This is a genomic window from uncultured Algibacter sp., assembly GCF_947487605.1.
In the GTDB taxonomy this organism is placed as follows: Bacteria; Bacteroidota; Bacteroidia; order Flavobacteriales; family Flavobacteriaceae; genus Algibacter_D.
Genome location: NZ_CANKXK010000006.1, coordinates 40,756 through 65,509, shown reverse-complemented (window position 1 = coordinate 65,509; position 24,754 = coordinate 40,756). Strand labels below are relative to the sequence as shown.

Annotated in this window: 21 protein-coding genes; 8 read left to right on the top strand and 13 right to left on the bottom strand. The window is 31.6% G+C overall.

Translation table 11 applies throughout. The features are described from left to right. Positions 1 to 65 precede the first annotated feature (65 nt). The gene (locus Q0739_RS08425; RefSeq protein WP_298238275.1) at positions 66 to 485 is read right to left on the bottom strand and encodes a hypothetical protein; all 420 of its coding nucleotides are present in this window, start codon (positions 483 to 485) and stop codon (positions 66 to 68) included. A gap of 95 nt (positions 486 to 580) precedes the next feature. On the opposite strand from Q0739_RS08425, the gene Q0739_RS08420 reads away from it, so the two are divergent. Then, the gene (locus tag Q0739_RS08420) at positions 581 to 1,357 is read left to right on the top strand and encodes a tRNA pseudouridine(38-40) synthase TruA (RefSeq protein WP_298238274.1); all 777 of its coding nucleotides are present in this window, start codon (positions 581 to 583) and stop codon (positions 1,355 to 1,357) included. Positions 1,358 to 1,394: 37 nt separating this feature from the next. After that, a complete protein-coding gene (locus tag Q0739_RS08415) occupies positions 1,395 to 2,078 on the top strand; it encodes a DUF2461 domain-containing protein (RefSeq protein ID WP_298238444.1) in 684 nt (227 codons plus the stop codon). Positions 2,079 to 2,211: 133 nt separating this feature from the next. Here Q0739_RS08415 and Q0739_RS08410 read toward each other — a convergent pair whose 3' ends face one another. The 3 genes from Q0739_RS08410 to Q0739_RS08400 all read right to left on the bottom strand — a co-directional run bounded on the left by Q0739_RS08410 (position 2,212) and on the right by Q0739_RS08400 (position 4,174). Then, positions 2,212 to 2,628: a glyoxalase gene (locus tag Q0739_RS08410; protein ID WP_298238443.1), complete on the bottom strand. Its 417-nt coding sequence runs from the start codon at positions 2,626 to 2,628 to the stop codon at positions 2,212 to 2,214. A gap of 139 nt (positions 2,629 to 2,767) precedes the next feature. Next, positions 2,768 to 3,517, bottom strand: coding sequence for an SDR family oxidoreductase (locus tag Q0739_RS08405; RefSeq protein WP_298238273.1), 750 nt, complete (start codon positions 3,515 to 3,517; stop codon positions 2,768 to 2,770). Between the two features lie 51 nt (positions 3,518 to 3,568). Then, positions 3,569 to 4,174, bottom strand: coding sequence for a TetR/AcrR family transcriptional regulator (locus tag Q0739_RS08400; protein ID WP_298238272.1), 606 nt, complete (start codon positions 4,172 to 4,174; stop codon positions 3,569 to 3,571). 90 nt (positions 4,175 to 4,264) lie between these two features. On the opposite strand from Q0739_RS08400, the gene Q0739_RS08395 reads away from it, so the two are divergent. The 6 genes from Q0739_RS08395 (at position 4,265) to Q0739_RS08370 (ending at position 10,881) form a co-directional block, all read left to right on the top strand. Next, positions 4,265 to 5,152, top strand: coding sequence for a DUF72 domain-containing protein (locus Q0739_RS08395; protein WP_298238271.1), 888 nt, complete (start codon positions 4,265 to 4,267; stop codon positions 5,150 to 5,152). Positions 5,153 to 5,422: 270 nt separating this feature from the next. Further along, the gene (gene leuC / locus Q0739_RS08390; RefSeq protein WP_298238270.1) at positions 5,423 to 6,829 is read left to right on the top strand and encodes a 3-isopropylmalate dehydratase large subunit; all 1,407 of its coding nucleotides are present in this window, start codon (positions 5,423 to 5,425) and stop codon (positions 6,827 to 6,829) included. 95 nt (positions 6,830 to 6,924) lie between these two features. Further along, a complete protein-coding gene (gene leuD, locus Q0739_RS08385) occupies positions 6,925 to 7,524 on the top strand; it encodes a 3-isopropylmalate dehydratase small subunit (RefSeq protein WP_298238269.1) in 600 nt (199 codons plus the stop codon). A 94-nt stretch (positions 7,525 to 7,618) separates the two neighbouring features. Beyond that, positions 7,619 to 9,139, top strand: a complete 1,521-nt coding sequence (locus Q0739_RS08380) for an alpha-isopropylmalate synthase regulatory domain-containing protein (RefSeq protein WP_298238268.1) — start codon at positions 7,619 to 7,621, stop codon at positions 9,137 to 9,139. Between the two features lie 343 nt (positions 9,140 to 9,482). Beyond that, positions 9,483 to 10,538 (top strand): 3-isopropylmalate dehydrogenase, encoded by a 1,056-nt coding sequence (gene leuB, locus Q0739_RS08375; RefSeq protein ID WP_298238267.1) that lies wholly within the window; start codon positions 9,483 to 9,485, stop codon positions 10,536 to 10,538. Between the two features lie 145 nt (positions 10,539 to 10,683). Next, the gene (locus Q0739_RS08370) at positions 10,684 to 10,881 is read left to right on the top strand and encodes a hypothetical protein (RefSeq protein WP_298238266.1); all 198 of its coding nucleotides are present in this window, start codon (positions 10,684 to 10,686) and stop codon (positions 10,879 to 10,881) included. A gap of 240 nt (positions 10,882 to 11,121) precedes the next feature. Here Q0739_RS08370 and Q0739_RS08365 read toward each other — a convergent pair whose 3' ends face one another. The 9 genes from Q0739_RS08365 to Q0739_RS08325 all read right to left on the bottom strand — a co-directional run bounded on the left by Q0739_RS08365 (position 11,122) and on the right by Q0739_RS08325 (position 24,028). Further along, positions 11,122 to 14,196 carry a sulfatase-like hydrolase/transferase gene (locus Q0739_RS08365; RefSeq protein WP_298238265.1) on the bottom strand — a complete coding sequence of 1,025 codons (3,075 nt, stop codon included), beginning with the start codon at positions 14,194 to 14,196 and terminating at the stop codon, positions 11,122 to 11,124. Positions 14,197 to 14,399: 203 nt separating this feature from the next. Continuing rightward, entirely contained in the window at positions 14,400 to 15,641 is a 1,242-nt protein-coding gene (locus Q0739_RS08360; RefSeq protein ID WP_298238264.1) for a mechanosensitive ion channel domain-containing protein, read from the bottom strand. Between the two features lies 1 nt (position 15,642). Next, entirely contained in the window at positions 15,643 to 15,930 is a 288-nt protein-coding gene (locus tag Q0739_RS08355; protein WP_298238263.1) for a DUF3817 domain-containing protein, read from the bottom strand. Positions 15,931 to 15,995: 65 nt separating this feature from the next. Further along, positions 15,996 to 16,607 (bottom strand): VTT domain-containing protein, encoded by a 612-nt coding sequence (locus Q0739_RS08350; RefSeq protein WP_298238262.1) that lies wholly within the window; start codon positions 16,605 to 16,607, stop codon positions 15,996 to 15,998. Positions 16,608 to 17,321: 714 nt separating this feature from the next. Beyond that, positions 17,322 to 17,747 (bottom strand): hypothetical protein, encoded by a 426-nt coding sequence (locus Q0739_RS08345; RefSeq protein ID WP_298238261.1) that lies wholly within the window; start codon positions 17,745 to 17,747, stop codon positions 17,322 to 17,324. 275 nt (positions 17,748 to 18,022) lie between these two features. Further along, positions 18,023 to 19,447 (bottom strand): hypothetical protein, encoded by a 1,425-nt coding sequence (locus tag Q0739_RS08340; RefSeq protein WP_298238260.1) that lies wholly within the window; start codon positions 19,445 to 19,447, stop codon positions 18,023 to 18,025. Between the two features lies 1 nt (position 19,448). Further along, positions 19,449 to 20,825: an SMEK domain-containing protein gene (locus Q0739_RS08335; RefSeq protein WP_298238259.1), complete on the bottom strand. Its 1,377-nt coding sequence runs from the start codon at positions 20,823 to 20,825 to the stop codon at positions 19,449 to 19,451. 260 nt (positions 20,826 to 21,085) lie between these two features. Continuing rightward, on the bottom strand, positions 21,086 to 22,294 hold the full coding sequence (locus tag Q0739_RS08330) for a patatin-like phospholipase family protein (RefSeq protein WP_298238258.1): 1,209 nt from the start codon (positions 22,292 to 22,294) through the stop codon (positions 21,086 to 21,088). Between the two features lie 12 nt (positions 22,295 to 22,306). After that, positions 22,307 to 24,028 carry a hypothetical protein gene (locus Q0739_RS08325; RefSeq protein ID WP_298238257.1) on the bottom strand — a complete coding sequence of 574 codons (1,722 nt, stop codon included), beginning with the start codon at positions 24,026 to 24,028 and terminating at the stop codon, positions 22,307 to 22,309. Between the last annotated feature and the right edge of the window lie 726 nt (positions 24,029 to 24,754).

The window sequence follows — 24,754 nt, the reverse complement described above, 5'->3', positions numbered from 1 at the left end:
GTCAAAATACTTAAAAGCTCATATTTCTAAGGGTTTCGACTGCGTTCAATGTGACATTAGTTTTTTTAAGATAACCATCCTTTAGCTTCAGATTTTCTTGCAAACCATACAAATATAAATGCGAAAACTATTATCATGATAGTCATCACTAAACTTGAAACATAATCATTAATTAAGATATATCCCATTTGTACTATAACGGCAACCAATGATAGTAACCAAAGTTTAACTGCCCAAGATTTTCTAAGTAATAAACCTATAGCTCCTAAAGCACCAGCAAAAACAGCAATAGCAAAAGCAGCAGTTACCCATGCTGGCATATTAGAAGTAATTTCAAGTTGTTCATCGCTATACATTGCTCTATAACCTTCTGTATTATATGCTTGTTGCAAATAGGCGTTAACACCCATTCCGTTCCATACAAGCGCAATTACACTTACTATCCAGAACCAAATTGGTGGTTTGTTTGATGATGATTGTGTCATAATTAGTGGTTTTAAATTAGTATAAACTATTACAATGTATAAATTTTTTGTAACAAATTATAAATACACTAATTTTCGAGCTGTTAAAATTCAAGATGAAAAATTTTTTCTACGTTATTAATGTTCAATATTTAGGATATCGCTTTCATGGTTGGCAAAAACAACCCGATGTAAAAACATTACACCTGATGGTTGATAGAACCTTAAATTATATTTTAGAAGGCAAGTATTTTAAAAGTTTAAGCTCTGGCAGAACAGATGCTATGGTTTCTGCGGAATGTGCCGCTTTTGAATTGTTTTTATCTGAACCTATAGAAGACACTAAGGCGTTTCTTGAATTGTTTAATTATAATCTTCCGCAAGATATTAGGGCTTTATCAATTAGAGAAGTAGATTCAAAATTCAACATTATCAATAACCCAAAAACTAAAGAGTATTTATACCTGTTTGCCTATGGTGAAAAATGCCATCCGTTTTGTGCGCCAATAATGACTACTTTTCTTGATGATTTAGATATAGAGCTTATGAAAAAAGGTGCTAAACTTTTTGAGGGTGAAAACTATTTATGGTCCTATTGCTATAAACCAACCGAAAAAGGTATTTATACACGAGAGATTTTAAAATGTGAACTGGTGGAGAACACTATTTATACCGCCAATTACTTTCCTGAAAAATCCTATATACTTAGAGTGAAAGGCAAAGGGTTTATGCGTAATCAAATTAGATTGATGATGGGAACACTTGTCGATTTAGGAAAAGGTAAGTTAACCTTTCAAGATATTAAAAACAGTTTAGAAGCAGATAGTAAGATTAAAATGGAATATATAGCTCCTGCTTCTGGTTTAATTCTTAATAAAATAGAATTTGAATAACACCAAAGCTTTTGTAGCTTTATAAAAAATTAAAATGATGAGTTTAGTAGTTTCAAAAGAAGTGTTTTCGTTTTTCAAGAAATTAGAAAAGAATAATAATCGAGATTGGTTTAATGAGCATAAACCTGAATTTAAAACAATAGAAGGTGGTGTAAAGTTATTTTACAATGCCATTTTTGAGAATCTCAATAAGCACGATGATATTGATAAACTCAAGATTTTTAGAATTTATCGAGACGTCCGTTTTTCAAAAAACAAGCTGCCTTATAAAACGCATTTTGGAGGCTCGTTTCACAGAACAAAACCTAGATTACGAGGCGGTTATTATTTACATCTTCAGCCCAATAATGAAAGTTTTATAGCTACAGGATTTTGGGAACCAGCCCCAGCAGATTTATTAAGAATTCGTAAGGAATTTGAAATGGATGATTCTGAAATTCGTGAGATTCTAGCAAATAAAAAATTCAATTCGGTTTGGGGAGATTCTTTTATAGGTGATGAAGTTAAGTCTGCTCCTAGAGGTTTTGCAAAAGACCATAAAGCCATTGATTTAATTAAGAAAAAACAATATATCTTCACTAAAAAATATACCGATAAGGAAGTGCTTGACGCTAATTTTTTAAATGAAATAGATAGTGCTTTTAAAGCTATTCGCCCATTTTTTGATTATATGAGTGATGTTTTGACTACCGATTTGAATGGAGTTTCTATGATTGAGTAACTTGGTAGAAAAACATTAAGTCATTTCGACATTAGGAGAAATCACATCATTATTAGCATATTAACCATAAATAATGAGATGTCTCAATCGTGCCTCATTTCGAGATGATAAAGGTGATCAGTTTTTAAATATTCTAAACCGCAGCCAGCAACTCAGGTTTCTCAAATAATTGAATATGGCTTAATAAACGTTCTTTTACAATGTTCATCATACGCTTGTTCAAAGCCGAAGAATTTTCAATATAAATAAGATATTCTTCCACAGTAAACAACCCTATAATCATGCCTTTCATAGAATTACGAAGCTTCATATCTTTTTGAATAGCATTTTCAATGTAAACCATACGTTTTTCTAAAGACAAATCATAAAAAACAGATTTATGTTTAGCAATGTAATTTCTAAAAACAGCTATCAATAAATCATTTTGTAACTTAATAATTGGTCGTAATACTAAATTCTGAAAGCGTTCATCAGTACTCATATTATCGTTAATTGTAGTACTTAAAAATTCTGGTCTGATACTTTTAAGATTGAATTGTCTGGAGTCCATAATATTGTAGATTTTCATTAAAAGTATCAATTAAAACCCCTTAATTTAGTTCTTGACTTCATAATTGTTAACGAGGTTATTAACAAAAAGGTTGAGCATGTAATATGTTCAACCTTTTTGTATAGAAGTTTATGTGATTTTATATTTGACTTAAACCACCATCTACTTCAATTTCAATACCGTTTACAAAAGAGGCATCATCTGATGCTAAAAATAAAGCAGTATTTGCTATTTCTTCTGAAGTACCAAATCTACCTAGTGGTACTTGCTGTCCAAATTCTTTTCCTAATCCATCAAGAACATCTTGTGGTAATCCCATTTTTCCATAAATAGGAGTTTCAATTGGACCTGGTGCAATTGAATTTACTCTAATGCCTCTTGATTTAACCTCAGAAGTTAGAACTCTAGCATAAGAGCGTAATGCACCTTTACTGGCAGAATACACTCCAAAACCGTCAAATCCTTTTTGGCTTACAATTGATGTTGTAAATAGTATAGCACTTCCATCATTCATATTTGGAAGCGCTTCTTTTACAGCTAGTATGGGCCCTTTTACATTTATATTAAATATGTCATCATAATGTTCTCCTGTTATATCAGTAATTGGAGTAGGGGGTGCTATACCAGCATTTAAAAATAAAATATCAATATTACCGTATTTTGCTTTCGCTACTTTAATTAAATTAGTATTGTCTTCTGGTTTCCCTACATCTGCTAAAACGGTAATAAAATCGCCTTCTAAATCTTTTGATACTTCATCTAATGCTTCTTGTCGTCTGCCAGAAAGCACCACTTTTGCGCCTTCTTTTAAAAATAGTTTTGCTGTTGCTAAACCTATTCCGCTATTTGCGCCTGTAATTACTGCTACTTTGTTTTTTAATTTACTCATAAGTACTTGTTTTTAATTTGAAACAATCGTTCCAAATGTGTTTAAAAAAAATTATATTAATGTTTGTTTTACTGTTTTAATAATACTTTGTAATTCTTGCTTGTTATTTGTTAAAATACCTGTCATTCTAAAGCCTTGTATAGACGAATAGAGGTATAAAGCATATTCTTTTGATGTCATTTTTTTGTTAATTAATAACTCTTTTTGACCTTTAGCAATAATGTCTTCTAATAAATCAATCATTAAATTTTGATTGTTTATTAAAAATTGAGTTATCGGTTTGTCATGATTTGCCATTTCAGATTTACAGTTAACAATCAAGCACCCTTTATTGTTCTTTTCTTCTACAATATCTTTTAAATACAAATCAAATAAAAAGTCAATAGCCTCAAGAGGGGTTGATGCCTTAAATAATTTATCGTTTAATTGTTCTTTATAGTAATTTTGATAACTATTTAAACATTCTAAAAATAAGTTATGCTTATTCTCAAAACTGTTATAAATACTAGACCTATTTAAGCCGGTAGCATCAACTAAATCTTGCATTGACGTGGCATTATAACCTTTATCATGAAATACAGCTGTTGCTTGTTTAATAACAAAATCTCTATCAAATGTTTCTACTTTGGGCATATCTATTTGAAATGAACGTTTCAAAATTAATACATTTTATTTAAACGGAATGTTAAAATTTTGTTATTCATCGTGAATCTATAAATACATACCTTTGATAAAAAATAGTTTTATATGAAATTTGGAAGCGTTGACAATCCAGAATTGATAGACTTTACATTACCAAATGATCATCTTGATACTAAAAAAATACTTGGAAAAGTAAAGGATGATAATATTCCAGAAATCTATGTAGGTTGTGCCAAATGGAATAGGGCAGACCTTATGGGGTTTTACCCAAGAGGCACAAAAGATGAGTTGGGGTATTATTCATCGCAATTTAATTCTATTGAGATGAATGCTACGTTTTACAGAATATTTCCTGCTGAACAATTCTCAAAATGGTATGATAAAACACCTGAAGGATTTAAATTTTTTCCGAAGCTGAATCAAGAAATTAGCCATTGGAAACGTCTTAATGAAACCCAAGAGGTTGTCGAAAATTATCTTTATAATGCTTCAAATTTAAAAGAAAAATTAGGGACTATATTTCTGCAAATGCATTCTAATTTTGCACCTAAAGATTTTGATAGAGTGATCACTTTCGTGGAAAGTTGGCCAAAAGACATCCCGTTAGCCATAGAATTTAGACATACCAATTGGTATAACGATACCGCGATTGCAGAAGATTTATACCAACTTTTAGAAACTCATAATATTTCAAACGTGATTGTTGATACTGCTGGACGACGCGATTTAATGCATATGCGATTAACCAATGCCACTGCTTTTGTGCGTTATGTTGGGGCAAATCATCCGTCAGATTATTCACGTTTGGATGATTGGGTGGAACGCTTAAAATTATGGAAAAATCAAGGCATTAAAGAAATTGATTTTTTCATTCATCAAAACATTGAAAAAGAGTCTCCATTGTTGTCGGCTTACTTCATTAAAAAACTGAATTCAGAACTAGGCTATTCGTTAACCATTCCTAATGAGGATGAGCAACAAACGCTATTCTAAAGCCCTATCAGATTTTCAAAACTTGGCAGGTCGAGTAGGCGTACTTTAACCTTAAATTTCAAGTTCAAAAATTGTAACCAATATTCTACTTTTATTGAATAAAATTCAAATAACACGTTAATCATTGGCAATTTTATAAAAATTCAATAACAATAGCGCGTAAAGTTTTAAATAACTGTAATAAAATATAAATTTGTACAGTGCTATTGTTTCTTTCGTTGTAAAATATGCAATGTTTAAATTTTAGTAATACAAAAATCTAAATTATTTATGAGTAAAACATTATTTGACAAAGTGTGGGATTCACATGTTGTTAGAAAAATTGAAGATGGACCAGACGTGTTTTTTATTGACCGCCACTTTATCCATGAAGTTACAAGTCCTGTTGCATTTGTTGGTTTAAAACAAAGAGGTATTGGAGTTATGTACCCAGAGCGCACATTCGCTACTGCAGATCATAATACACCTACATGGAATCAACATTTGCCAGTTGCAGACCCTTTATCAGCAAACCAGTTAGATGCTTTAGCAAATAACGCCGCTGAATATGGTATTTCACATTGGGGTTTGGGGCACAGAAATAATGGGATTGTTCATATAGTAGGACCAGAGAATGGTATTACACTTCCAGGATCAACTATTGTTTGTGGAGATTCACATACCTCTACGCATGGTGCGTTTGGTGCTATTGCCTTTGGTATTGGTACTTCAGAGGTTGAAATGGTATTATCTACGCAATGTATTATGCAACCTAAACCAAAGAAAATGCGCATTAACGTAAATGGGCAGCTAGGTTTTGGAGTAACACCAAAAGATGTAGCGTTATACATTATTGCGCAACAAACTACATCTGGTGCTACAGGTTATTTTGTTGAATACGCTGGTGATGTTTTTGAAAATATGAGTATGGAAGGTCGTATGACGGTTTGTAACTTATCTATTGAAATGGGTGCTCGAGGTGGTATGATAGCTCCTGATGAAAAAGCATATGAATACATCAAAGGAAGAAAACATACTCCAAAGGGAGCAGATTGGGATAAGGCCATGGCATATTGGAAAACGCTTAAAACTGATGACGATGCAGTGTTTGATACAGAGTTTAATTATAATGCAGCCGATATAGAACCGATGATTACTTACGGAACCAATCCAGGAATGGGAATTGGTGTAACAAAGTCAATTCCAACTGCACAACAAGTAGAAGGCGGTGTTGAAACCTATAAAAAATCGTTAGGCTATATGAAGTTTAATGAGGGAGACAATATGATTGGAAAGCAAGTAGATTATGTTTTCTTAGGCTCATGTACTAACGGGCGTATTGAAGATTTTAGAGCATTTTGTTCTATAGTTGAAGGCCGTAAAAAAGCAGATAATATTACAGCTTGGTTAGTTCCAGGATCACATAAGGTTGTAGACCAGATTAAAGAAGAAGGTTTAGACAAGATATTAGAAGAATCTGGATTCGTTTTAAGAGAACCAGGATGTTCGGCTTGTTTAGCTATGAATGATGATAAGGTTCCAGCTGGAAAATTAGCAGTATCAACATCTAATCGTAATTTTGAAGGACGTCAAGGTCCTGGATCAAGAACATTATTAGCGTCTCCACTAGTAGCAGCAGCTACAGCTGTTGAAGGTGTAGTTACAGATCCAAGAACATTATTAGAAGTAACAGCTTAAGGGCTATTAGCTTTTGGTGTTTAACCATTAGCACAACAAAATATAAATAAGAGTTTGCCAATAGCAAGTAGCTAAAGGCCAAAAGTATAAAAAATATGGCTTACGATAAATTTGAAGAGTTAACAAGTACAGCGTATCCACTAGCAATTGAGAATGTGGATACCGATCAAATAATTCCTGCTCGTTTTTTAAAAGCAACAGAACGTAAAGGATTTGGAGATAATTTTTTTCGTGATTGGAGATATGATTCTGAAGGAAATCCAATTGCTGATTTTCCTTTAAATGATGCAAAGTATGCAGGTTCTAAAATATTAGTAGGAGGAAAGAACTTTGGTTCAGGATCATCAAGAGAGCATGCTGCATGGTCTGTTTATGATTTCGGATTACGTTGTGTAATTTCTTCATTCTTTGCTGATATTTTTAGAAATAACTGTTTAAATATTGGTGTTTTGCCAGTTCAGGTATCAACTCAATTCGCACAAACCCTATTTGATGCTATTGAAGCAGACCCTAAAACTGAAATAAAGGTTGATTTACCAAATCAGACAGTAACCTTGTTATCAACTGGTGAGTCTGAATCATTTGAGATTAACGGGTATAAGAAAGGGAATATGTTAAATGGTTTTGACGATATTGATTATCTTCAAAACATGAAAGATGAAGTTGAAGTGTTCGCAGAAACAAGACCTTTTTAGTAAAGTGGTTAAAAAACAAATTATATAGATACAATCTAAAAAAGCATTCCATATTTAATATGAAATGCTTTTTTATGAATTTATAAAACTCTCAATGAGTAAAAAACGCATAGAAATAATGGATACGACATTACGCGATGGTGAGCAAACCTCGAGTGTGTCATTTTCAGCTTCAGAAAAATTAACTATTGCTAAGCTTTTACTAGAAGAATTGAAGGTAGATCGTATTGAAATTGCTTCGGCAAGAGTTTCAGAAGGCGAGTTTCAAGCAGTAAAAGGTGTCACAGATTGGGCTAAAGAGAATAATTATTTAGACAAGGTTGAAGTACTCACCTTTGTGGATAGAGGTGTATCCATTCAGTGGATGATAGAGGCAGGAGCAAAGGTTCAAAACTTACTAACCAAAGGCTCATTAAACCATTTAACTCATCAGCTTAAAAAGACTTCAAATCAGCACTTTAAAGAAATAGGAGGATCTATATCTCAAGCTTTAGAAAAAGGCATTGCTACCAATGTGTATTTAGAAGATTGGAGTAATGGTATGCGAAATTCTAAAGACTATGTTTTTGAGTTTTTAAAGTTTCTTTCTACCCAACCTATAAAACGTATTATGCTTCCAGATACTTTAGGCGTTTTAACACCTAAGGAATCATACGAATTTATAAAAGAAATAAAAGACACGTATCCTGATTTGCATTTTGATTTTCATGCGCATAACGATTACGATTTAGGTGTATCTAACGCTATGGAAGGTTTAAGGGCTGGAGCAGATGGTTTGCATTTAACCGTAAATGGTATGGGAGAGCGTGCAGGAAACGCACCAATGTCTAGTACCATTGCAGTGATAAACGATTTTATGCCCGAAGTTAAGATTGGCGTAAATGAAAAAATGCTTTACACCGTAAGTAAGCTGGTTGAAAACTTTTCTGGAGTTATGATACCGTCTAACAAACCTGTTGTTGGCGCTAATGTGTTTACACAAACTGCTGGGATTCATGCTGATGGGGATAATAAAAACAATTTATATTTCAGCGATTTAATGCCTGAGCGTTTTGGTAGAAAACGTCAATATGCCTTAGGAAAATCTTCTGGAAAAGCCAATATTCAAAAGAACTTACAACAATTAGGGCTTCAGCTAAATGATGAAGATTTAAAGAAAGTGACACAGCGTATTATTGAATTAGGCGATAAAAAACAAGTGGTTACAAAAGAGGATTTACCTTATATTATTTCGGATGTTTTAGATAGAACATATGAAGAAAAAGTAAAGGTGAATTCTTATGTGCTAACACATTCAAAAGGATTAAAACCTTCTACAACGGTTTCTATTACTATTGAAAATGAAACTTTTGAAGAAAATGCTCAAGGTGATGGACAGTTTGATGCGTTTATGAACGCTGTTAAAAGTGTTTTTAAAATAAAGAAAGTGGTGCTGCCCAAGTTGATAGATTATGCAGTGAGAATTCCTCCTGGAAGTAATTCGGACGCTTTGTGTGAAACGATTATTACTTGGAAAGCTGTTGATAAAGAATTTAAAACTAGAGGTTTAGATAGTGATCAAACGGTTTCAGCGATTAAGGCTACGGAGAAGATGCTGAATATTGTGGTGAGTTGACATATTGATCGAAGACGGAAGACCGAAGATGGAAGATGGAAGATGGAAGTTAGTTTGTTTGTAAATAAGAGAGGGTTTCTTATAACGAATACTAACTCTTAACAATACACATTCTCCTGCGTGGAGAGCTTTAGGATAAGCTTAACTTTGGACTGAAGACTGGCTATAGCAAGACTGCCCCGCGTTAGGGATTGTAATGGAAAGCCTACAGCGAGGTACGAGCGAGGACTTGTAATGTAAAGCCCGACTTTTTGCGATCCTGCAAGGTTTTGAAAACCTTGTAGGTATGAGTAAAAAGTAACGCCCAAATAAATAATATTATTAAAAGATTAAAATAAATATAATGAAATTAAATATTGCCCTTTTAGCCGGAGACGGTATAGGACCAGAAGTTATTGAGCAAGCTGTAAAAGTGAGTGATGCTGTTGCTGCCAAATTTGGACATGAGTTGAATTGGAAGCCTGCATTGACAGGTGCTGCAGCAATTGATGCTGTTGGAGAGCCTTACCCAGATGAAACGCATGAGATTTGTAAAAGTTCTGATGCGGTATTGTTTGGTGCTATTGGTCATCCTAAGTTTGATAATGACCCATCTGCAAAGGTACGTCCTGAGCAAGGGTTATTAAAAATGCGTAAGGCTTTAGGATTGTTTGCCAATGTGCGTCCTACATTTACGTTTCCATCTTTATTAGAAAAATCGCCTTTAAAAAGAGCGCGTATTGAAGGGACCGATTTGGTGTTTTTACGTGAGCTTACTGGTGGTATTTACTTTGGAGAAAAGGGTAGAAGAGATGAAGGTGAAACAGCTTATGATAATTGTGTTTACACAAGGGCAGAAGTACAACGTTTAGCTAAAAAAGGTTTTGAATTAGCGATGACACGAGGTAAAAAATTATGCTGTGTGGATAAAGCAAATGTTTTGGAAACGTCTAGACTTTGGAGAGAAACGGTACAGGCTATGGAAAAAGATTATCCTGAGGTTGAAGTTAGCTATGAGTTTGTGGATGCTGTAGCAATGCGATTGGTACAATGGCCAAATAGCTACGATGTATTGATTACTGAAAACTTATTTGGTGATATTTTAACTGATGAGGCATCGGTTATTTCTGGGTCTATGGGATTAATGCCATCGGCATCTTTAGGGTCAGATATTGGGTTGTTTGAGCCTATTCATGGGTCGTACCCACAGGCTACAGGCTTAAATATTGCCAACCCAATGGCTACTATTTTATCTGCTGCTATGATGTTTGAAAACTTTGGATTGATGGATGAAGGTAAAGCGATTAGAGATGCAGTTAATAATGCTTTAAATGAAGGGATTGTTACTGAAGATTTAGCTGACGGTGGAAAGTCTTATGGAACTAAGGAAGTTGGAGACTGGTTGGCTGCTAATATTTAGAAAACTAAACAACTATTACATATTTAAAACCTGTTAAGTGTTATGCTTAACAGGTTTTTTATTGTTTATAATTTTTATTGGGTGTTGGGCAACATTAGGAAAAATGAGCAATTTTTCGAGTATTTAGAACTTAAATTTAAGTGAAATGGCAACAATAGATAATACACGAAACGGACTGATAGACAAAATACTATTCATTAGAAATTCGGAATCTGATATTATTGAATTGACGAAAGAACAAAAAGTTATGCTCGAAATGAGTGAACAGGATATTAAAAAAGGAAAACTGATTTCTCAAGAAGCTATAGATAAAAGAAATCCAGAATGGTTAAACGCAATGTAATTTGGACTTGAACAGCCGACATTCAATTCGTAGAAATTTTAGAATATTGGGTAAATAGAAACACCTATTCAAAAAAAAACTCTTGAAATTAGCTTCGGAAAGCACAAAACAAATAGCCGAACAACCATTAAAATTATAACCTGAATTAATAAAAACGGTTACCCAAAAGTATAATATTCAGACCTGTCAGGTTTTTAAAACCTGACAGGTCTTTTTTTTTAAAGCACACAATGAAGTGATTTAATTCACAATTATCTTTTTATAAAAATGTGCTTTATCTGAACTAAATTCGATGATATACATCCCAGACGCAGTCAGTTTTTTATCTATTTCAACCTCTCTTGATTGTGAATTGTAAAATTGATGATGGATTTTTTTGCCTCCTAATGTGTAAATAGAAACAGATACGTTTGAAAGTGCTTTTTTGAAAATAACTACTGGTTTAGTACCATTTTTGATTGGGTTAAGTACAATGGTTTGTGATTCTATTTCTTGAATTTCAGCTATGCTTAGAGAAGGCGTAGTAGGTGTTAGTACCCATTTTTGAGAAATAGTATTTGAATCTTCTCCAGAAGTAGGCATATCATTCATACTTTTTTCTAAAACAACATTAAATAGTTTACTTTCTAGTTTGTAATCTCCATTTTCAGCATCTTCTACACCCCAACCAGCAGAACATTTACTAACATCTGCATCATCAATAATTTTTAGAGTTCCGTTATCATCTATGATATCAAGGTAGGTGTTAGTTGCATTATTACGAAGGGTATAGTAGCTATTATTAATATGTCTGAAATACCATTTTTGCGCATCTGAATTATTATCTGTTTCAAGTGTTATTGTAGTATTTGGTGCATTACCATTAACTCCTAATAATTTACCCGTTTCTTTTTCTGCAATTTTAAATAAGCCTTCTACAATTAATGGTGCTCTTACTGTGTTTTCATAAATTTTAATGTTTTTGTAACTGCTTGTATTTTGCGGATTGGAAATATCATTATCATTAACGAACACTAAATTCATATTAATTCCTGTATAATACTCTCCAACAGGTATCGAATAGAACTGGTATTCACCTTCTTCACTATAAAAATCGTTAACAGGAATACCAAAACTATCCGTTCCGTAAACTCCGAAAACACGATTACTACTTTGAGAGTTATCTTCATCAAAACCTATAGCGTGTATTTCTCCATTTTGAGTGCTTTTATATTCAAACTCTAAAATGGTATTTGCGGTAATGGTGTAGGTGTTTTGAGTTCTTATCCATCTATTCCCTATAATATCAAGGGTACTGCCATCATTAGAAACCGTAAAACTCCCTTCACTTGGTTGGTCTTGATTTGTTGTATAAGGTATAAAGTCATTTTGAGCAAATACCTGCGGTGTATCCTCTGTATAATAATCAAAAATATCACAATTGTTAAAAAGTGGCGTTGCGATAACGTTTAACTCGGTAATAATAGCATTATTTCCTTTTTTACTTGATTTAGAAACAAAACGGATATAGCGGCCTTCTTTAGTACTAAAAACAGCATCTCTATCTGATGTGCCGTAATTCCATGTTCCTACTATAACAGGAGCACCCCAGTCATTTATATCATTACTGACATAGATTTCATAGTCAATAATAGATCCTGTAAAAAACCCATCATTTCGAGGCGAATAACGTAACCCTTCAACATCATAATTACTTCCTAAGTCTATTTGAATTTCATGCGGATGTGTTGATGCGCCTGATGTTCCGCTATCCCAATAGGTTCTATAATCACCATCAATGACTTTATTACCCTCATTTCCTGTTGTTTCACCATCTACATAAATAACTTGCCAATCATGTCTTGAGATAACATCGTCATAATGATTTATCCCTTGATTTTGAGCTACAATTTGATTAACAGACATACTAGATGTTCTGAAAGGTCTATTATTTACTAAATCTTCATAATTGTAAAACTTAGAATCTTGAAAACTTGCAGACCCTGCCCACATTTGTTCTGCCATTTCAGAAGCCCAATTATCCATTTCTGAAGCTAATGTATTGAATTCATTAGGGTTAGCGTCTTTAATATTATTAACTTCACTAAGGTCATTAGCAATATCATATACAGCAGTTGCCGCACTAGAGGCTCTTACCATTTTATAGTCACCAATTCTAGCGGCTTCCCATGGACTGATTCTCCAAAATAGCATATCATGTGGATCGACATTATCGTTACTCGGGTCATTATCTAAAAACGGCATTAAATCAACACCATCTAAGGGTTTTCCTATTGTGTTATCTATACCAGCAGCCTTCATGGATGTAGGGAATATGTCTAAAGCAGATGAGAGTCCGTTAAAAACCGTTCCTGTTGGTATTTTGTCATTCCATTGCATTGCAAAACTAACACGGTGACCACCTTCAAACTCATAGCCCTTATCAGATTTAAGGACACCATTATCATAAGTACTTCCTTGTGGCCCACCATTGTCACTTAAAAAGAAAATCAATGTATTGTCTAAAATATTTTCTGCTTCTAATTTAGCAATCACATTTCCAACGGAACGATCCAAAGCATAGTTCATAGCTACAGCTTTTCGTCTATTTGTATTGGAAATACTAGAAAACAAGGCTAAATCATCACTTCTAGCTTCTAAAGGTGTGTGTATAGCATTGTAAGCTAAATAAATGAAAAAAGGATTCTCCTTATTAGCATCAATAAATGAAATGGCTTGATCACCCAATACATCCGTATAATAACCACTAAAGGTTTCATAAACACCATTGTGTTGTGTTGCTGTACTTTTTCCTGGTTGATCTTGACTTGCATTTGGCCAATAACTTCTACTACCACTAATAAAGCCTCTAAATTCATCAAAGCCTCTTACATTTGGATGATGCTCAGGTTTGTAACCTACATGCCATTTCCCAAAAGCAGCAGTTGTATAACCTGCAGTTTTTAAAACATCTGCCAATGTGGTTTCAGTAGGATCCATACCATCATTACTACCAATAGTATTTTGTTCATGACCAAACCGCTGTTGATATCTACCTGTAAGTAATCCAGCTCTAGAAGGGCTACAGGCACTTCCTGTAGTATGGGCATCTGTAAAATAAACACCATTGCTAGCTATAGCATCAATATTGGGTGTAACCATATCTGGACTTCCCATAAAGCCAAAGTCTGCATAACCTGCATCATCTACTAAAATGACTACAATATTGGGTTTTGTTTGTGCTTTTAGGTTTATTGAAAAGATGAATAAAAAAATACCAAATGTAATTTTTACCAATCGATAGATTGCTTTTAAGTGTGGTGGTGGTAAATGCATTATTTTTTTAGTTAGTTAGCAATATAGTTTTATACCCATTACGCATTAAAATAAATGTAATAGCTATTCTTTGTTGCAAGATACAACACTTTTTTGTTATTGCTATTATAGCAATGATGAAAAAATACTTATAGTTTAAAAGGAAGTATCTTGTTGATACATTATAAGTTACAAAATTTATTTTAAGTATGAAAATTTTAGAATTATTCCTTTAGAAAACTACTAGGTAATTCAAATATTTCTAAATCGAAATAGGGGGTAGCGGCAATAATATGATCAAAAATATCTGCCATGATATACTCATAGTTTGCCCAACGCTTATCACTACTAAAGGCATAAATTTCTATAGGTAAACCTTGAGATGATGGTGCCAACTGGCGTACCATAATAGTCATATCTTTATTTATAGCCGAATGGTTTTCAATATATTCTTGTACATACTTTCTAAACACGCCAATATTGGTTAGGTTTCTACCATTTAGAGGTAAAGACTTATCTATAGTGTTATCTATATTATACGTTTCTATAGCATTTTGACGCTCTATTAAATATGATTTTATTAATTCTATATCTTTTAGTTTATCAATAGCATCAGGTGTTAAATAGGTAATACTATCCATTTTAATGCTAATAGACCGCTTAATTCTACGTCCACCAGAACTAGTCATTCCACGCCAATTTTTAAACGATTCAGAAATTAGGGCGTATGTTGGAATTGTGGTAATGGTTTTATCCCAGTTTTGCACCTTAACTGTGGCAAGGGTAATTTCAATCACATCGCCATCGGCACCAAATTTTTCAAAAGTAATCCAGTCGCCAATGCGAACCATGTCGTTTATAGATACCTGAATACTGGCTACAAACCCAAGAATAGTATCTTTAAATACTAAAATGATAACAGCAGAAATAGCACCTAATCCAGTGAGGAATTTAATAAAAGGGGTGTTTGTAATGATAGCAATAGCAGACATAATACCAGCTAACCAAGCAAAAATCATAAAGACTTGAATATAGCTATCAATAGGCTTATCTTTTAAACTTGCTAAAGTTTTTAGAAAATCTTTTGCGGTATTCAGCAGACTCCTTACAATCCATAGGGTTAAAATAATAGCAAATACTTTCAATCCTTTTTCAACAATAATCTCAAAATCCTGAAAATCTGAAAATATATCTGGAACAAATTCTATACCTATTAAAAGCGGTATAACATGCGCTACATTTCTAGGCACCTTGTTTTTTACAAGTAAATCGTCAAAATTAGACTTAGAAACTTGAGCAAACTTGGTGAATGCTTGCACTAAAATTTTTCTAATTAAAAAATCTACTATAAACACAATAATTAATAATGCTAGGAGTAAGGCAAGCATATTAAGATACTTCGCAGCATTTTCAGATAAACCATGTTGCAGTAAGTAGTTGTAAAACAGATGCTTTATATCCTCCATACTAGGCTGTTTTTAAATATTTTCTATCAATATAAAACGTTCCAAATGGAATGATAGCCGCTAAAAGTACTATTAAGAATGTTTTATTATCCCAAGAAAATTCTTTTTTAAATAAGACAGCTAGTGCAACATAAGCGACAAAAAGAATACCATGTGGCATTCCTAATAGTTTTACATATTGTGGGTCGTCTAGTAAATATTTAATGGGTGTTGCTATAAATAGTAATAATATATAAGAAACACCTTCTAGGAGTGCAACAAGTCTGAAAATGTTTAATGAAGAGAACATACTGAACTAATTTTTGTGCAAAAATAGTTCACAATCAAATAACAAACGTATGATTTAAGTTTTTTTTATAAAACATTGAAAATGATTAGTCCGTAGATAGCAAAACGCACTAAACGGAGCGAACCAAAAACAATTACGTTTTTAAATGGAAACTCAATAATACCAGCTGCAATACAAGATATAGAAAAGGGTAGTGGCAATAAAGCACCAACAACTATTAAGAAACCACCCCATTTTTTGGAGTTTTTGAGGTGCTTTGCCATTTTATCTTCTAAATAATAATGGACTTTGGGCATTTTAGACAGCGAACGTCCCATCCAATAAGCCAAAAGACCACCCAAATAAGATAATACGGCAAGTAGACTAAGATAGAACCAAGGTGCATACATTTTACCAGCCCAAGCAATAAATACTTCTGGAGGGATAAGACCTAATAAGGTTTCTGAAACAAAAAAGAAACTTAAAACACCAAATACAGGCAAGATTTCTGTTAGCGTAATAAGAGCTTTATTAATATCGAAAAAATGATCGACTACATAAATTATAGCAACAATGCCTAATATGTAAGGCAAAGATTTTTTAACACCATTCCATACAAATGCGTAAAAACCTGTATAGCTATAATACTGATGCAGTAATTTTATACGTGATTTAGAATATTTAGGTTTTAGTTTCATGTAATTGGTAAAACACAGGGTTTGCAAATATAATACATCCTTTGAGGTTTAAGAGGGAATAGTAAAGAATTAACAAATCTTTAGAAAAGGATATAGTGTATAATATTTTCTATTTTACATAATATAAATTATAGTACAAATACACAGTAATTTCTGTATAGCCGTTTTTCAGGCTATTTACACATAATTGTAGATATAGTGCCTTTAGGTCTATATCGTCAACAATTATGTTAAAAGAAATTACGGCTAGTTAGCTTATAGGTTTATTTGATAGCTATAATTCTCTATTATGTAAAATATCCCATAAGATTTAAGTATTCCAAAAGAAACTTTAGTACTCGGGTCATTAAACATTGAGCTCTTGGGTTTAGTACTAAATAAGAAACATTCTGCTGTTTGTAGCTATAATTAGCCATTATGTAAAATTGCCGCGCCCAACCGCTCGATTGCTTTTTAAAAATTTAAATGTTTCAATAACATTTATTTTTAAACACAATTTACCGCCGCTTGCCAACGCCAAAAAAAAAGCTAGTTTTTAGATGTTATTGAAATTTTAGCGTAATTGAATAATTGTGCTCCATATTTTTTCTAAACGATTCTCGTAAAGTTGCCACAAGAGCTTAAATTTTAAGAAAAATAAAATTCTAAGCACTTGTTCTATTTAGAATTCCAATTTAACTTTTTTAAAATCCTATTTTACATAATACTTCAGAACTAAACTCTTAGCTTATCAAGCATATTGTTTAAAGCATACTTTTCTAATTCTTCTATGGTTGTACTTGATATTTTAATTTCCCAATTAGATAAACTAGGCATTAAGCTAACGTCATTATTTATAAAGAAGTTATTATTAGAATCTTGTAATTGTTTAGACGGAATTACATATACAACTCTTGGTTGTTTTTCTATAATTAAAACCAAAGCGATAAACAAGTTATCGTTTAGTTCTCCTAAGTCTTGCTTTAAAATTTTAATACTTTGTAGTATAGTATCTAAATCTAAAGGCTGAAAGTATATTTGCTTATTCCCAATTAAAAAATCAACTCCTTCTCTCCCACTTTCATTTGCTGAAACTTCAATTTGAGCGTTTTGAAGCTCTAGTTTCATAAATTGCAACGCGTTTTCAATAACAGTATTCATAGTTAACAAGATACATTTTTGTTCTATATCTTTTTTTCTTGGATAAAAAAAGAAACAAAAAAATCATGACTGCATAAACTTTTGGAAACAATTACGGCTCGTTACGCTATATTTTAGGAAACATTGTAACTTATTAAGATTTCTTTGAAATCCCTTGTATAATTGTAACTATTAAGAAACTTTTTTACTAGACCCCTAAAATATGAACGCTCCACTCACCTATTGTTTTAGCCAAAATTTTATGATGTCGTTTTAGCTCCAATTGAAATTGATATTTACATATAAAAACTATACTTTATTTGAGGCTTTTGGTCTTCCCTTATATATTTTAATATTTCTCCAACTTTTCTACTACAATCAATTGTTATTGGAAAACGTCTATCAAATTGGGTGTTATTCCAATTCATTTTCGTCAAGGCTAAAATCTCTTTACAAATTTGTTCCGGAGATTCATCAAATGTGAAAAGTCTTATTTCTATTGGATTTGGTATATATCTTCCTGGATAAGTACCATAATAATCTACAAACCCTCGTGTATAAAGTAAATGAGTTGATTCATTTAAAGAAAACATTGTACCTCGTTTTGGAGGATACATTCCTTCATTATATAATCTCAATTTAGTGGGCATTATTGTAACCAAATCTAATGAGTTAATATTAACTTCTCTAGTCGCTTTTCGTAATCCTTCAATCTCTCCATCTGAATAATTCGAACTTTTATGAATTACTAACCTTTGAGGATAAATTTTCATAGCTTCATAATATTCATTCAATGATTTTATCATTAAATCATAAGCTTGCTCTTTACTTAAATGTGGTTCTCTATCATTTTTGTCCTGCTCTATTGGAGAACCTCTTAAAATCACACCTTTGCCATTTTCATTAAAAATTTGTGTGACACTTGTTTGAATTGTCTTCTTATCTCTACTTCTATAAAAGCTAATACCAGCAAAACAAGTTACAGAATCGCTTTTCTTTTTTATTGACCAAGGCACACCTCCAGATTTATAATATAATGCAGTAAAAAAATTCCATCCAATTGTGGCTTCATCTTGCATTTCTCCTGACGGAGTTACTATTCTATCTCTGACTAACTGAATAGGGATATTATACTCCATTGATTTTGCCTTTAACAATCTTCTAAAGTTTGTTTCTATTTCTTCAATTAAATCTTCATCGTTATCACTATCTTCAACTTTCCTTATAAACTCTTCATTTCCGAAAATTATTTTAGTGAATTTTTCATCTAAAACGCATAAGATTACATCTGGCTTTTTATTTTTAGATAAATATTTTATTTCTGTTATATAAAGTTCTACTGCTTTCTCTATTAAGTCTTCAATACTCTTTGCTGTTTCCAATATTTCGTCAAAAGCAGAGTTGTTTATTTTTCTTATGTATGACGCATCATATTTTATTTCACACTTATAGGCTGATTTAGAATTAAACCCAGGGAAAGTTGGAAACAAATTTCGTAATGCCATCTTTTTTTCAGGTCCCAAAATCATTTTTTTATTCTTATCAAACCAAGAAATAATTTTACTTACGCTTTCACTTTTTCCAACAAAACCAGTTACAATTCTTTCTGGACGTACTTCATTCAAATCAGATGTTCCATGTACTAAAATTCCTTGTCTTGGGTCAATATGTTCTCCAGTACCAAACTGTAATACTGGTTCCTCAATTAACTTAATATTCATATTAAAAATTCTTCTTAAAAGTTAGAGACATATTAATGGCCTTTTTCACCCCAATTAATGCATAATCAGCTTCCTTTTCGTCAATCTTATTTCTCAAACAATATGCTATAAATCTAAAGTGATTGTATACAGATTGATTTCTGTCTAGTTTTTTTTGGTTATCTATATATTTACTTGCTCTTGCATGAGTTCTCTTTCCGTCAAAGGTTATGCTATATGTAGGCGTGATAGAAACATACCAAATATTATCAATAGAAAATACATTTAAACTAAATGCTAAATGTTGAAAGGCCATAATTTGATTTCTGTCTTTATTCCAATGTTCCTTAACAACGGTACGAGTAGCTTTATTTTTCTTTTTCCAAGTGACTTTTCTTGTTTTTGCTGAATTAAATCTATAAACCCTGTCTTTTGGTAACCAATTAATATCTTTAACTTTTAATAACTCTGTAAAGGATAAACTTAATAATCTACCAAATGCCATTTTATAATTTTCGCCAGATTCAAAAAATTCTTCAACTGTAAACATTTCAACAGTTCCTAATTCAACAAGTTTACTCAAAGGCTCCGAATCATCATTTAAGTTTTTAAACGAAATTAAATTTCCTTCAAATTCATTCCAGTCAGTAGTTGGCTTTATACCTATGTGGTACATATGACTTTTAATTACTTTTAAAATACTTGCTTTAAGTTTTAATTTATATTCTGTTTCCCAAGAGCGTTTAATGACCCTTTCTCTATCTATATTTAATTTACCTACAAATATGCTTTCAGGCAAAACAATTTCTAAAATATTTGGGTAAATCGTTTGAGTATCTAAAACATCCTTATTCTCTAAATAATATTTTCTGCTTTCTTGTGCATCACTTGAAAACTGCTCTTCTAATATTTCTCTAAATTCATGAATTCTATTCATAGAAAGCCATGATTTCACTTCATTGATAACATCGGTACTGTCAATAATATGTTTTGTAGATTCAAATTCAAATTTACCATCTACTATTTTTTGAAAAGTATCGTCTGAATATTTTGACTGTTTTGTTTTCAGAATGTAAACATAAACGCTATCAAAATCTTTATAGCGTTTGTCTTTTAAATAAGTTTGGAGTGTGTGCTTTATTTTTTCTCCATTAGCTGTTGATGTAACTTGTATTGCGATTCGGTTCTCTTTGTCTATTAAGTCAACAGCTGAAAAGTTTTTTTCATCAAAATTTGCATCTTTTAAATTTAAGCCATAAACATTATTTAGTAGTGGTATTAAAACAGATTCTGCATATATATTTATATCAAATAAACTTGCAGAGTTGAAATACTCTACTTCAACTCTAAATAGAGTATATAATTCTATAATTCTGTCTATTGCTCTTTTTTTATTCATTTAATACGTAATATCATTATGAAATGATTTATAATCACTTCAATTATTTTTTTAATCCGTTAAATCTTATGAGAGAATAACTTATTGGGAGTATAAAGTTAAAAATTAAAATGCGTATTATAATAATTTCTTATGCACATAAAAGCAAAGATATTAACAATCCATTTCATACACATTTAACTACTCTTTTAAATGGTTTCTTAAAAGGTGTATTCCAGTAAATAAAGAGAAAATCGTAAATATTTAAAATCACAAAAAAATCAAAAGCCCCAACTTATCCATGTATCCATTCCATCTTTATAATATTTATTCCCATTAATAAATACAATATCGTTGTCTCTTTTAACTTTAAATTCCAAGGGTTGGTTCAAAATTTCTCCATTTTGCCACATGTCAAAGCACTCCATTAAACATTGTATCTCTTCTTCTTTGGTTATATCCATATCTAAAGCATATAGTTTATTTATTAGAGGTACAACATCTTCTGAAGTGCTAGAATCACTATGAATAAGCGGAGATAATCTAACAATATGTTCATTTATAGCTTTTTCGGAAACCATTTTTAAAAACATCATAGCTATATAGTTTGCAGTATCTGGCGGTTGATATAATATGGTCTTAGCTTGATTTAAAACAGTCACTTTAAAAAACTTAGCTTGTGGCTTTAAAAATTTAAAATCCAGCTTTTTTCTTCTTTTTTTTATGGCAATTTGCTTCCACTTCCAAAAATTATTTTTTTCTTTTAACGACATTAATTTATTACCAGTCCCAATTGAGACTAATTTTATATCCTTCAATGGTACTCCTAATTTAAATGCTTCAATTAATCCAGCCAAAATAGGATTATTGAATCCTCCTAATGCTCCATCCCATAGCTCATAGTATATTTCGCTATTCTTTGCTTTAAACCTTGCTGGAAAATCGAAATATTGTACAGGTGCATTTGAAGAACCATGAATAGCTTGAGTTAATCTAACTGAATCATAATCCTCTGAATCAACTCCATAAGACTTAAAAAATTTCGCTCTATTATTTAGTGCGTCATATGTACAAACCACAATTTTTAGAGATTCTTTTTTAATAAATGCAGGAAGTTCCGACATTTGCCTTTTGTTAACTTCTTTAAATAATTTTTCAAAACTATCTTTTTTTTGTTTTGAGCTATACTTTGGACCAAAAGGTATTTTAAATAATCGTAAATAATCTACGGGGAAAAAACTATCTCTGTATGTGTTTTCGCTAAAAATACTTTCTCGTATATCTTTATTATCAAATAAAGTTAAGGCTTTTTCAAGTGTCCAATTTTCTGCCAATGCTGCCAAAACAATGCTTCCACCTGAATTAGCGATTACTAAATCAAATTTTTGAAGTACTTGATGACCAGTAAGATTTCCATATCTATCTTTAAGAGTTAGTAATTGAATTATTGCCCAACTTCCACCTCCATCTAAGGATAAAATTTTATACATAACAATTAAATATTACTTAATTTTTCCATTTTGACGTAGTATATAAAATGAATAGCCAAATTGAAATTGAGAAAAGTTATTATCAAAATCCTTGAGGTCGCTAACTAAACTATAACGCATAAAAAGCTTCCCAGTTGACGATGTATTCAAATAAAACTCTATTTGAGAACTGTTAAACCATTTGTTTGGTTCCACCAATTCTCCATTTTTTAATGATTTAAACGAAAACTCATTGGATTCAATTAAATCATCATTTAAAACCATAAATTTTGATATACGATTACTTGCAATAAAACCATACCTCTTTTCTGGAATAATATGAAATGCAATATTAGCTGATGTTGTTATTGTATTTAAGAATGTTTGGTCTTCCGCTTGATCTGAAAATTCTAATCCACTTCTTCCATAATTCCAACCTAATTCGATAAAAGTATTGATTTTTTTATTTTGGTTTTCAAAGGAGAATAGATTAATATCTGCTCCGATACTAAAAGATTCATGTTGTTTTAAGCTTAACGGGGAAAAATAATTCTCATTGCCAATTTGCTCTGCTTTTAAAAACTTATTATTTTCTTCGAGTTTGCTAATTTTAACATTAAGATTGATGTATTCTGCAACACCAATTGCATCAGAATACCAAGCTGGAGGAAGTATATAAGAATACCACCTATTTTGTTTCCTTTTTGTATTTATGTAAAACTTTTTAGCAATTTCTGTTTGTATTATACCATTAGGATTTTCTTCATCAAAAACTCCAAAAAAGTCCGAATAAACAATTGCTTCAAAGAGCTTTGTGGATTCAGGTTTATAAAGTTTGGTTGTTTTTTGTACTTCATCTAAAACTAGCTTTGTTGGTTCTGGACTAATGTCGTTGGCATTTATATCAATTTCTCTATCATAATCTATAATGTCTGAAAAATTAATTTCCAAATATTGACCTCTAGTTTCAGAATTGATATTTGGTTTTGATAATTTACCATCCTTGAATATGAAAGAATTAAAACTTTGTAATTTATGGTTATTAAATTTTCTGATACCATCACTTGAAGAAATCCCTATAGAAAAAAGATTTGAAAACCTTATTCTATGTCCTAATACTTTTGTTTCTAACTCTATTTTCTCAATAAAACCATTATAGAAAGTTAATTCGACTTTAGGGTAATTTTCTATATTTATTATTTCATAATATTTTACTATTTTAGTTATAGGCTTTCCATCTTTATCATTTTTCGGTTTGTCGTTTACATCTAAAACAGGTTCGATTTTATTGTAGGGTATAACAACTGGTATATTTTCGTTTAATGAAAGAATAGCAACGACGGGTCTTTCATCCTCTGTTCTTTCAAAGCTGATAAGTCTTGCAAAAAGTATTGAAATTTTTGCATCGTTAAGCTCTTCAATTTCTGTTACATTAGCTTCACCCGAATTTTTAACACTATTCTTAAAATGTATTTCAAATTTAGGCTTGAATAAATCAATTGATAAAGGTTTTAATGAAAACACCTCATCTTCCACACCATCTTTAGATGATTTAATTGTAACTTCAAGATACCCTGTATCCATTTTATGTGCTTCTATTACATAATCAAATTGCAACACAGGAGAACCTTTAGTAGAAGCACTAGCACTATCTTTATAACTTGTTATTATATTATTACTCAAAGAAGAACTAAATGTTTGAGCATTGATTTGAATAGAGAACATTAAGATGAATAGAATAGCTAATTTTTTCATAATTGGTTGGTTAGGTTATACAATAAACAATGTTATGGCTTTAGTTAAAACCAAAACATACCCAATATTGGGTAATTAATAAATGTGCTATTGTAATTAATAAGAAGGGAGAGTTTAAATATACAATAAAATTAACAAGAAACAAACTACATTTATAATTGTAATTTTATCAACCCATTCCACACACATTCCACTACGCTCCTATCGTCACTTCGTAAAAAGAGTGTTCCATTAACATTGTAGAGAAAGTTTATAGAAGAAAAAAATAAGAAAAAGCAGTAGTTTAAACTTCGCTTTTACCAAAGCAAAGTTACATAACGCAGAACATTATAGTACAAATGTATAGTTTTGTATTTATAGTGGTTTATCCATTTGATAGCTATAATGTAGTATTATGTAAAATATCCCAAAAGCATTTGTTTTCATTAGATAAATTGGAACTTGGGTCATTAAACTAATAAGCGGTTTGCTTCGCAGAGTTTAAAAACATTTGTATCTATAATTAGCCGTTATGTAAAATAGCCGCTACCAAGCGCTCGATTGTTTTATAAAATCAAATTGCTTAGGCAATTTATTTTACACACAATTATCCAACGCTTGCCAACGCCAAAATAAAAGCTAACCTTTTTACTCTTATTAAAAATCGCGTATTCGATAAAATGTACGTAATAAAAAAATTTAGACGATTCTCGTGGATTGCCACAAGAGCATAAATTTTAAGAAAAA

Coding starts and splice junctions, on each gene's coding strand:
- Q0739_RS08420 (WP_298238274.1), top strand. CDS start 581: ATGAAAAATTTTTTCTACGTTATTAATGTTCAATATTTAGGATATCGC.
- leuB (WP_298238267.1), top strand. CDS start 9,483: ATGAAATTAAATATTGCCCTTTTAGCCGGAGACGGTATAGGACCAGAA.
- Q0739_RS08335 (WP_298238259.1), bottom strand. CDS start 20,825: ATGAATAAAAAAAGAGCAATAGACAGAATTATAGAATTATATACTCTA.
- Q0739_RS08360 (WP_298238264.1), bottom strand. CDS start 15,641: ATGGAGGATATAAAGCATCTGTTTTACAACTACTTACTGCAACATGGT.
- Q0739_RS08395 (WP_298238271.1), top strand. CDS start 4,265: ATGAAATTTGGAAGCGTTGACAATCCAGAATTGATAGACTTTACATTA.
- Q0739_RS08425 (WP_298238275.1), bottom strand. CDS start 485: ATGACACAATCATCATCAAACAAACCACCAATTTGGTTCTGGATAGTA.
- leuC (WP_298238270.1), top strand. CDS start 5,423: ATGAGTAAAACATTATTTGACAAAGTGTGGGATTCACATGTTGTTAGA.
- Q0739_RS08325 (WP_298238257.1), bottom strand. CDS start 24,028: ATGAAAAAATTAGCTATTCTATTCATCTTAATGTTCTCTATTCAAATC.
- Q0739_RS08410 (WP_298238443.1), bottom strand. CDS start 2,628: ATGGACTCCAGACAATTCAATCTTAAAAGTATCAGACCAGAATTTTTA.
- Q0739_RS08340 (WP_298238260.1), bottom strand. CDS start 19,447: ATGAATATTAAGTTAATTGAGGAACCAGTATTACAGTTTGGTACTGGA.
- Q0739_RS08345 (WP_298238261.1), bottom strand. CDS start 17,747: ATGAATACTGTTATTGAAAACGCGTTGCAATTTATGAAACTAGAGCTT.
- Q0739_RS08355 (WP_298238263.1), bottom strand. CDS start 15,930: ATGTTCTCTTCATTAAACATTTTCAGACTTGTTGCACTCCTAGAAGGT.
- Q0739_RS08365 (WP_298238265.1), bottom strand. CDS start 14,196: ATGCATTTACCACCACCACACTTAAAAGCAATCTATCGATTGGTAAAA.
- Q0739_RS08405 (WP_298238273.1), bottom strand. CDS start 3,517: ATGAGTAAATTAAAAAACAAAGTAGCAGTAATTACAGGCGCAAATAGC.
- Q0739_RS08330 (WP_298238258.1), bottom strand. CDS start 22,294: ATGTATAAAATTTTATCCTTAGATGGAGGTGGAAGTTGGGCAATAATT.
- Q0739_RS08415 (WP_298238444.1), top strand. CDS start 1,395: ATGAGTTTAGTAGTTTCAAAAGAAGTGTTTTCGTTTTTCAAGAAATTA.
- Q0739_RS08370 (WP_298238266.1), top strand. CDS start 10,684: ATGGCAACAATAGATAATACACGAAACGGACTGATAGACAAAATACTA.
- Q0739_RS08380 (WP_298238268.1), top strand. CDS start 7,619: ATGAGTAAAAAACGCATAGAAATAATGGATACGACATTACGCGATGGT.
- Q0739_RS08350 (WP_298238262.1), bottom strand. CDS start 16,607: ATGAAACTAAAACCTAAATATTCTAAATCACGTATAAAATTACTGCAT.
- leuD (WP_298238269.1), top strand. CDS start 6,925: ATGGCTTACGATAAATTTGAAGAGTTAACAAGTACAGCGTATCCACTA.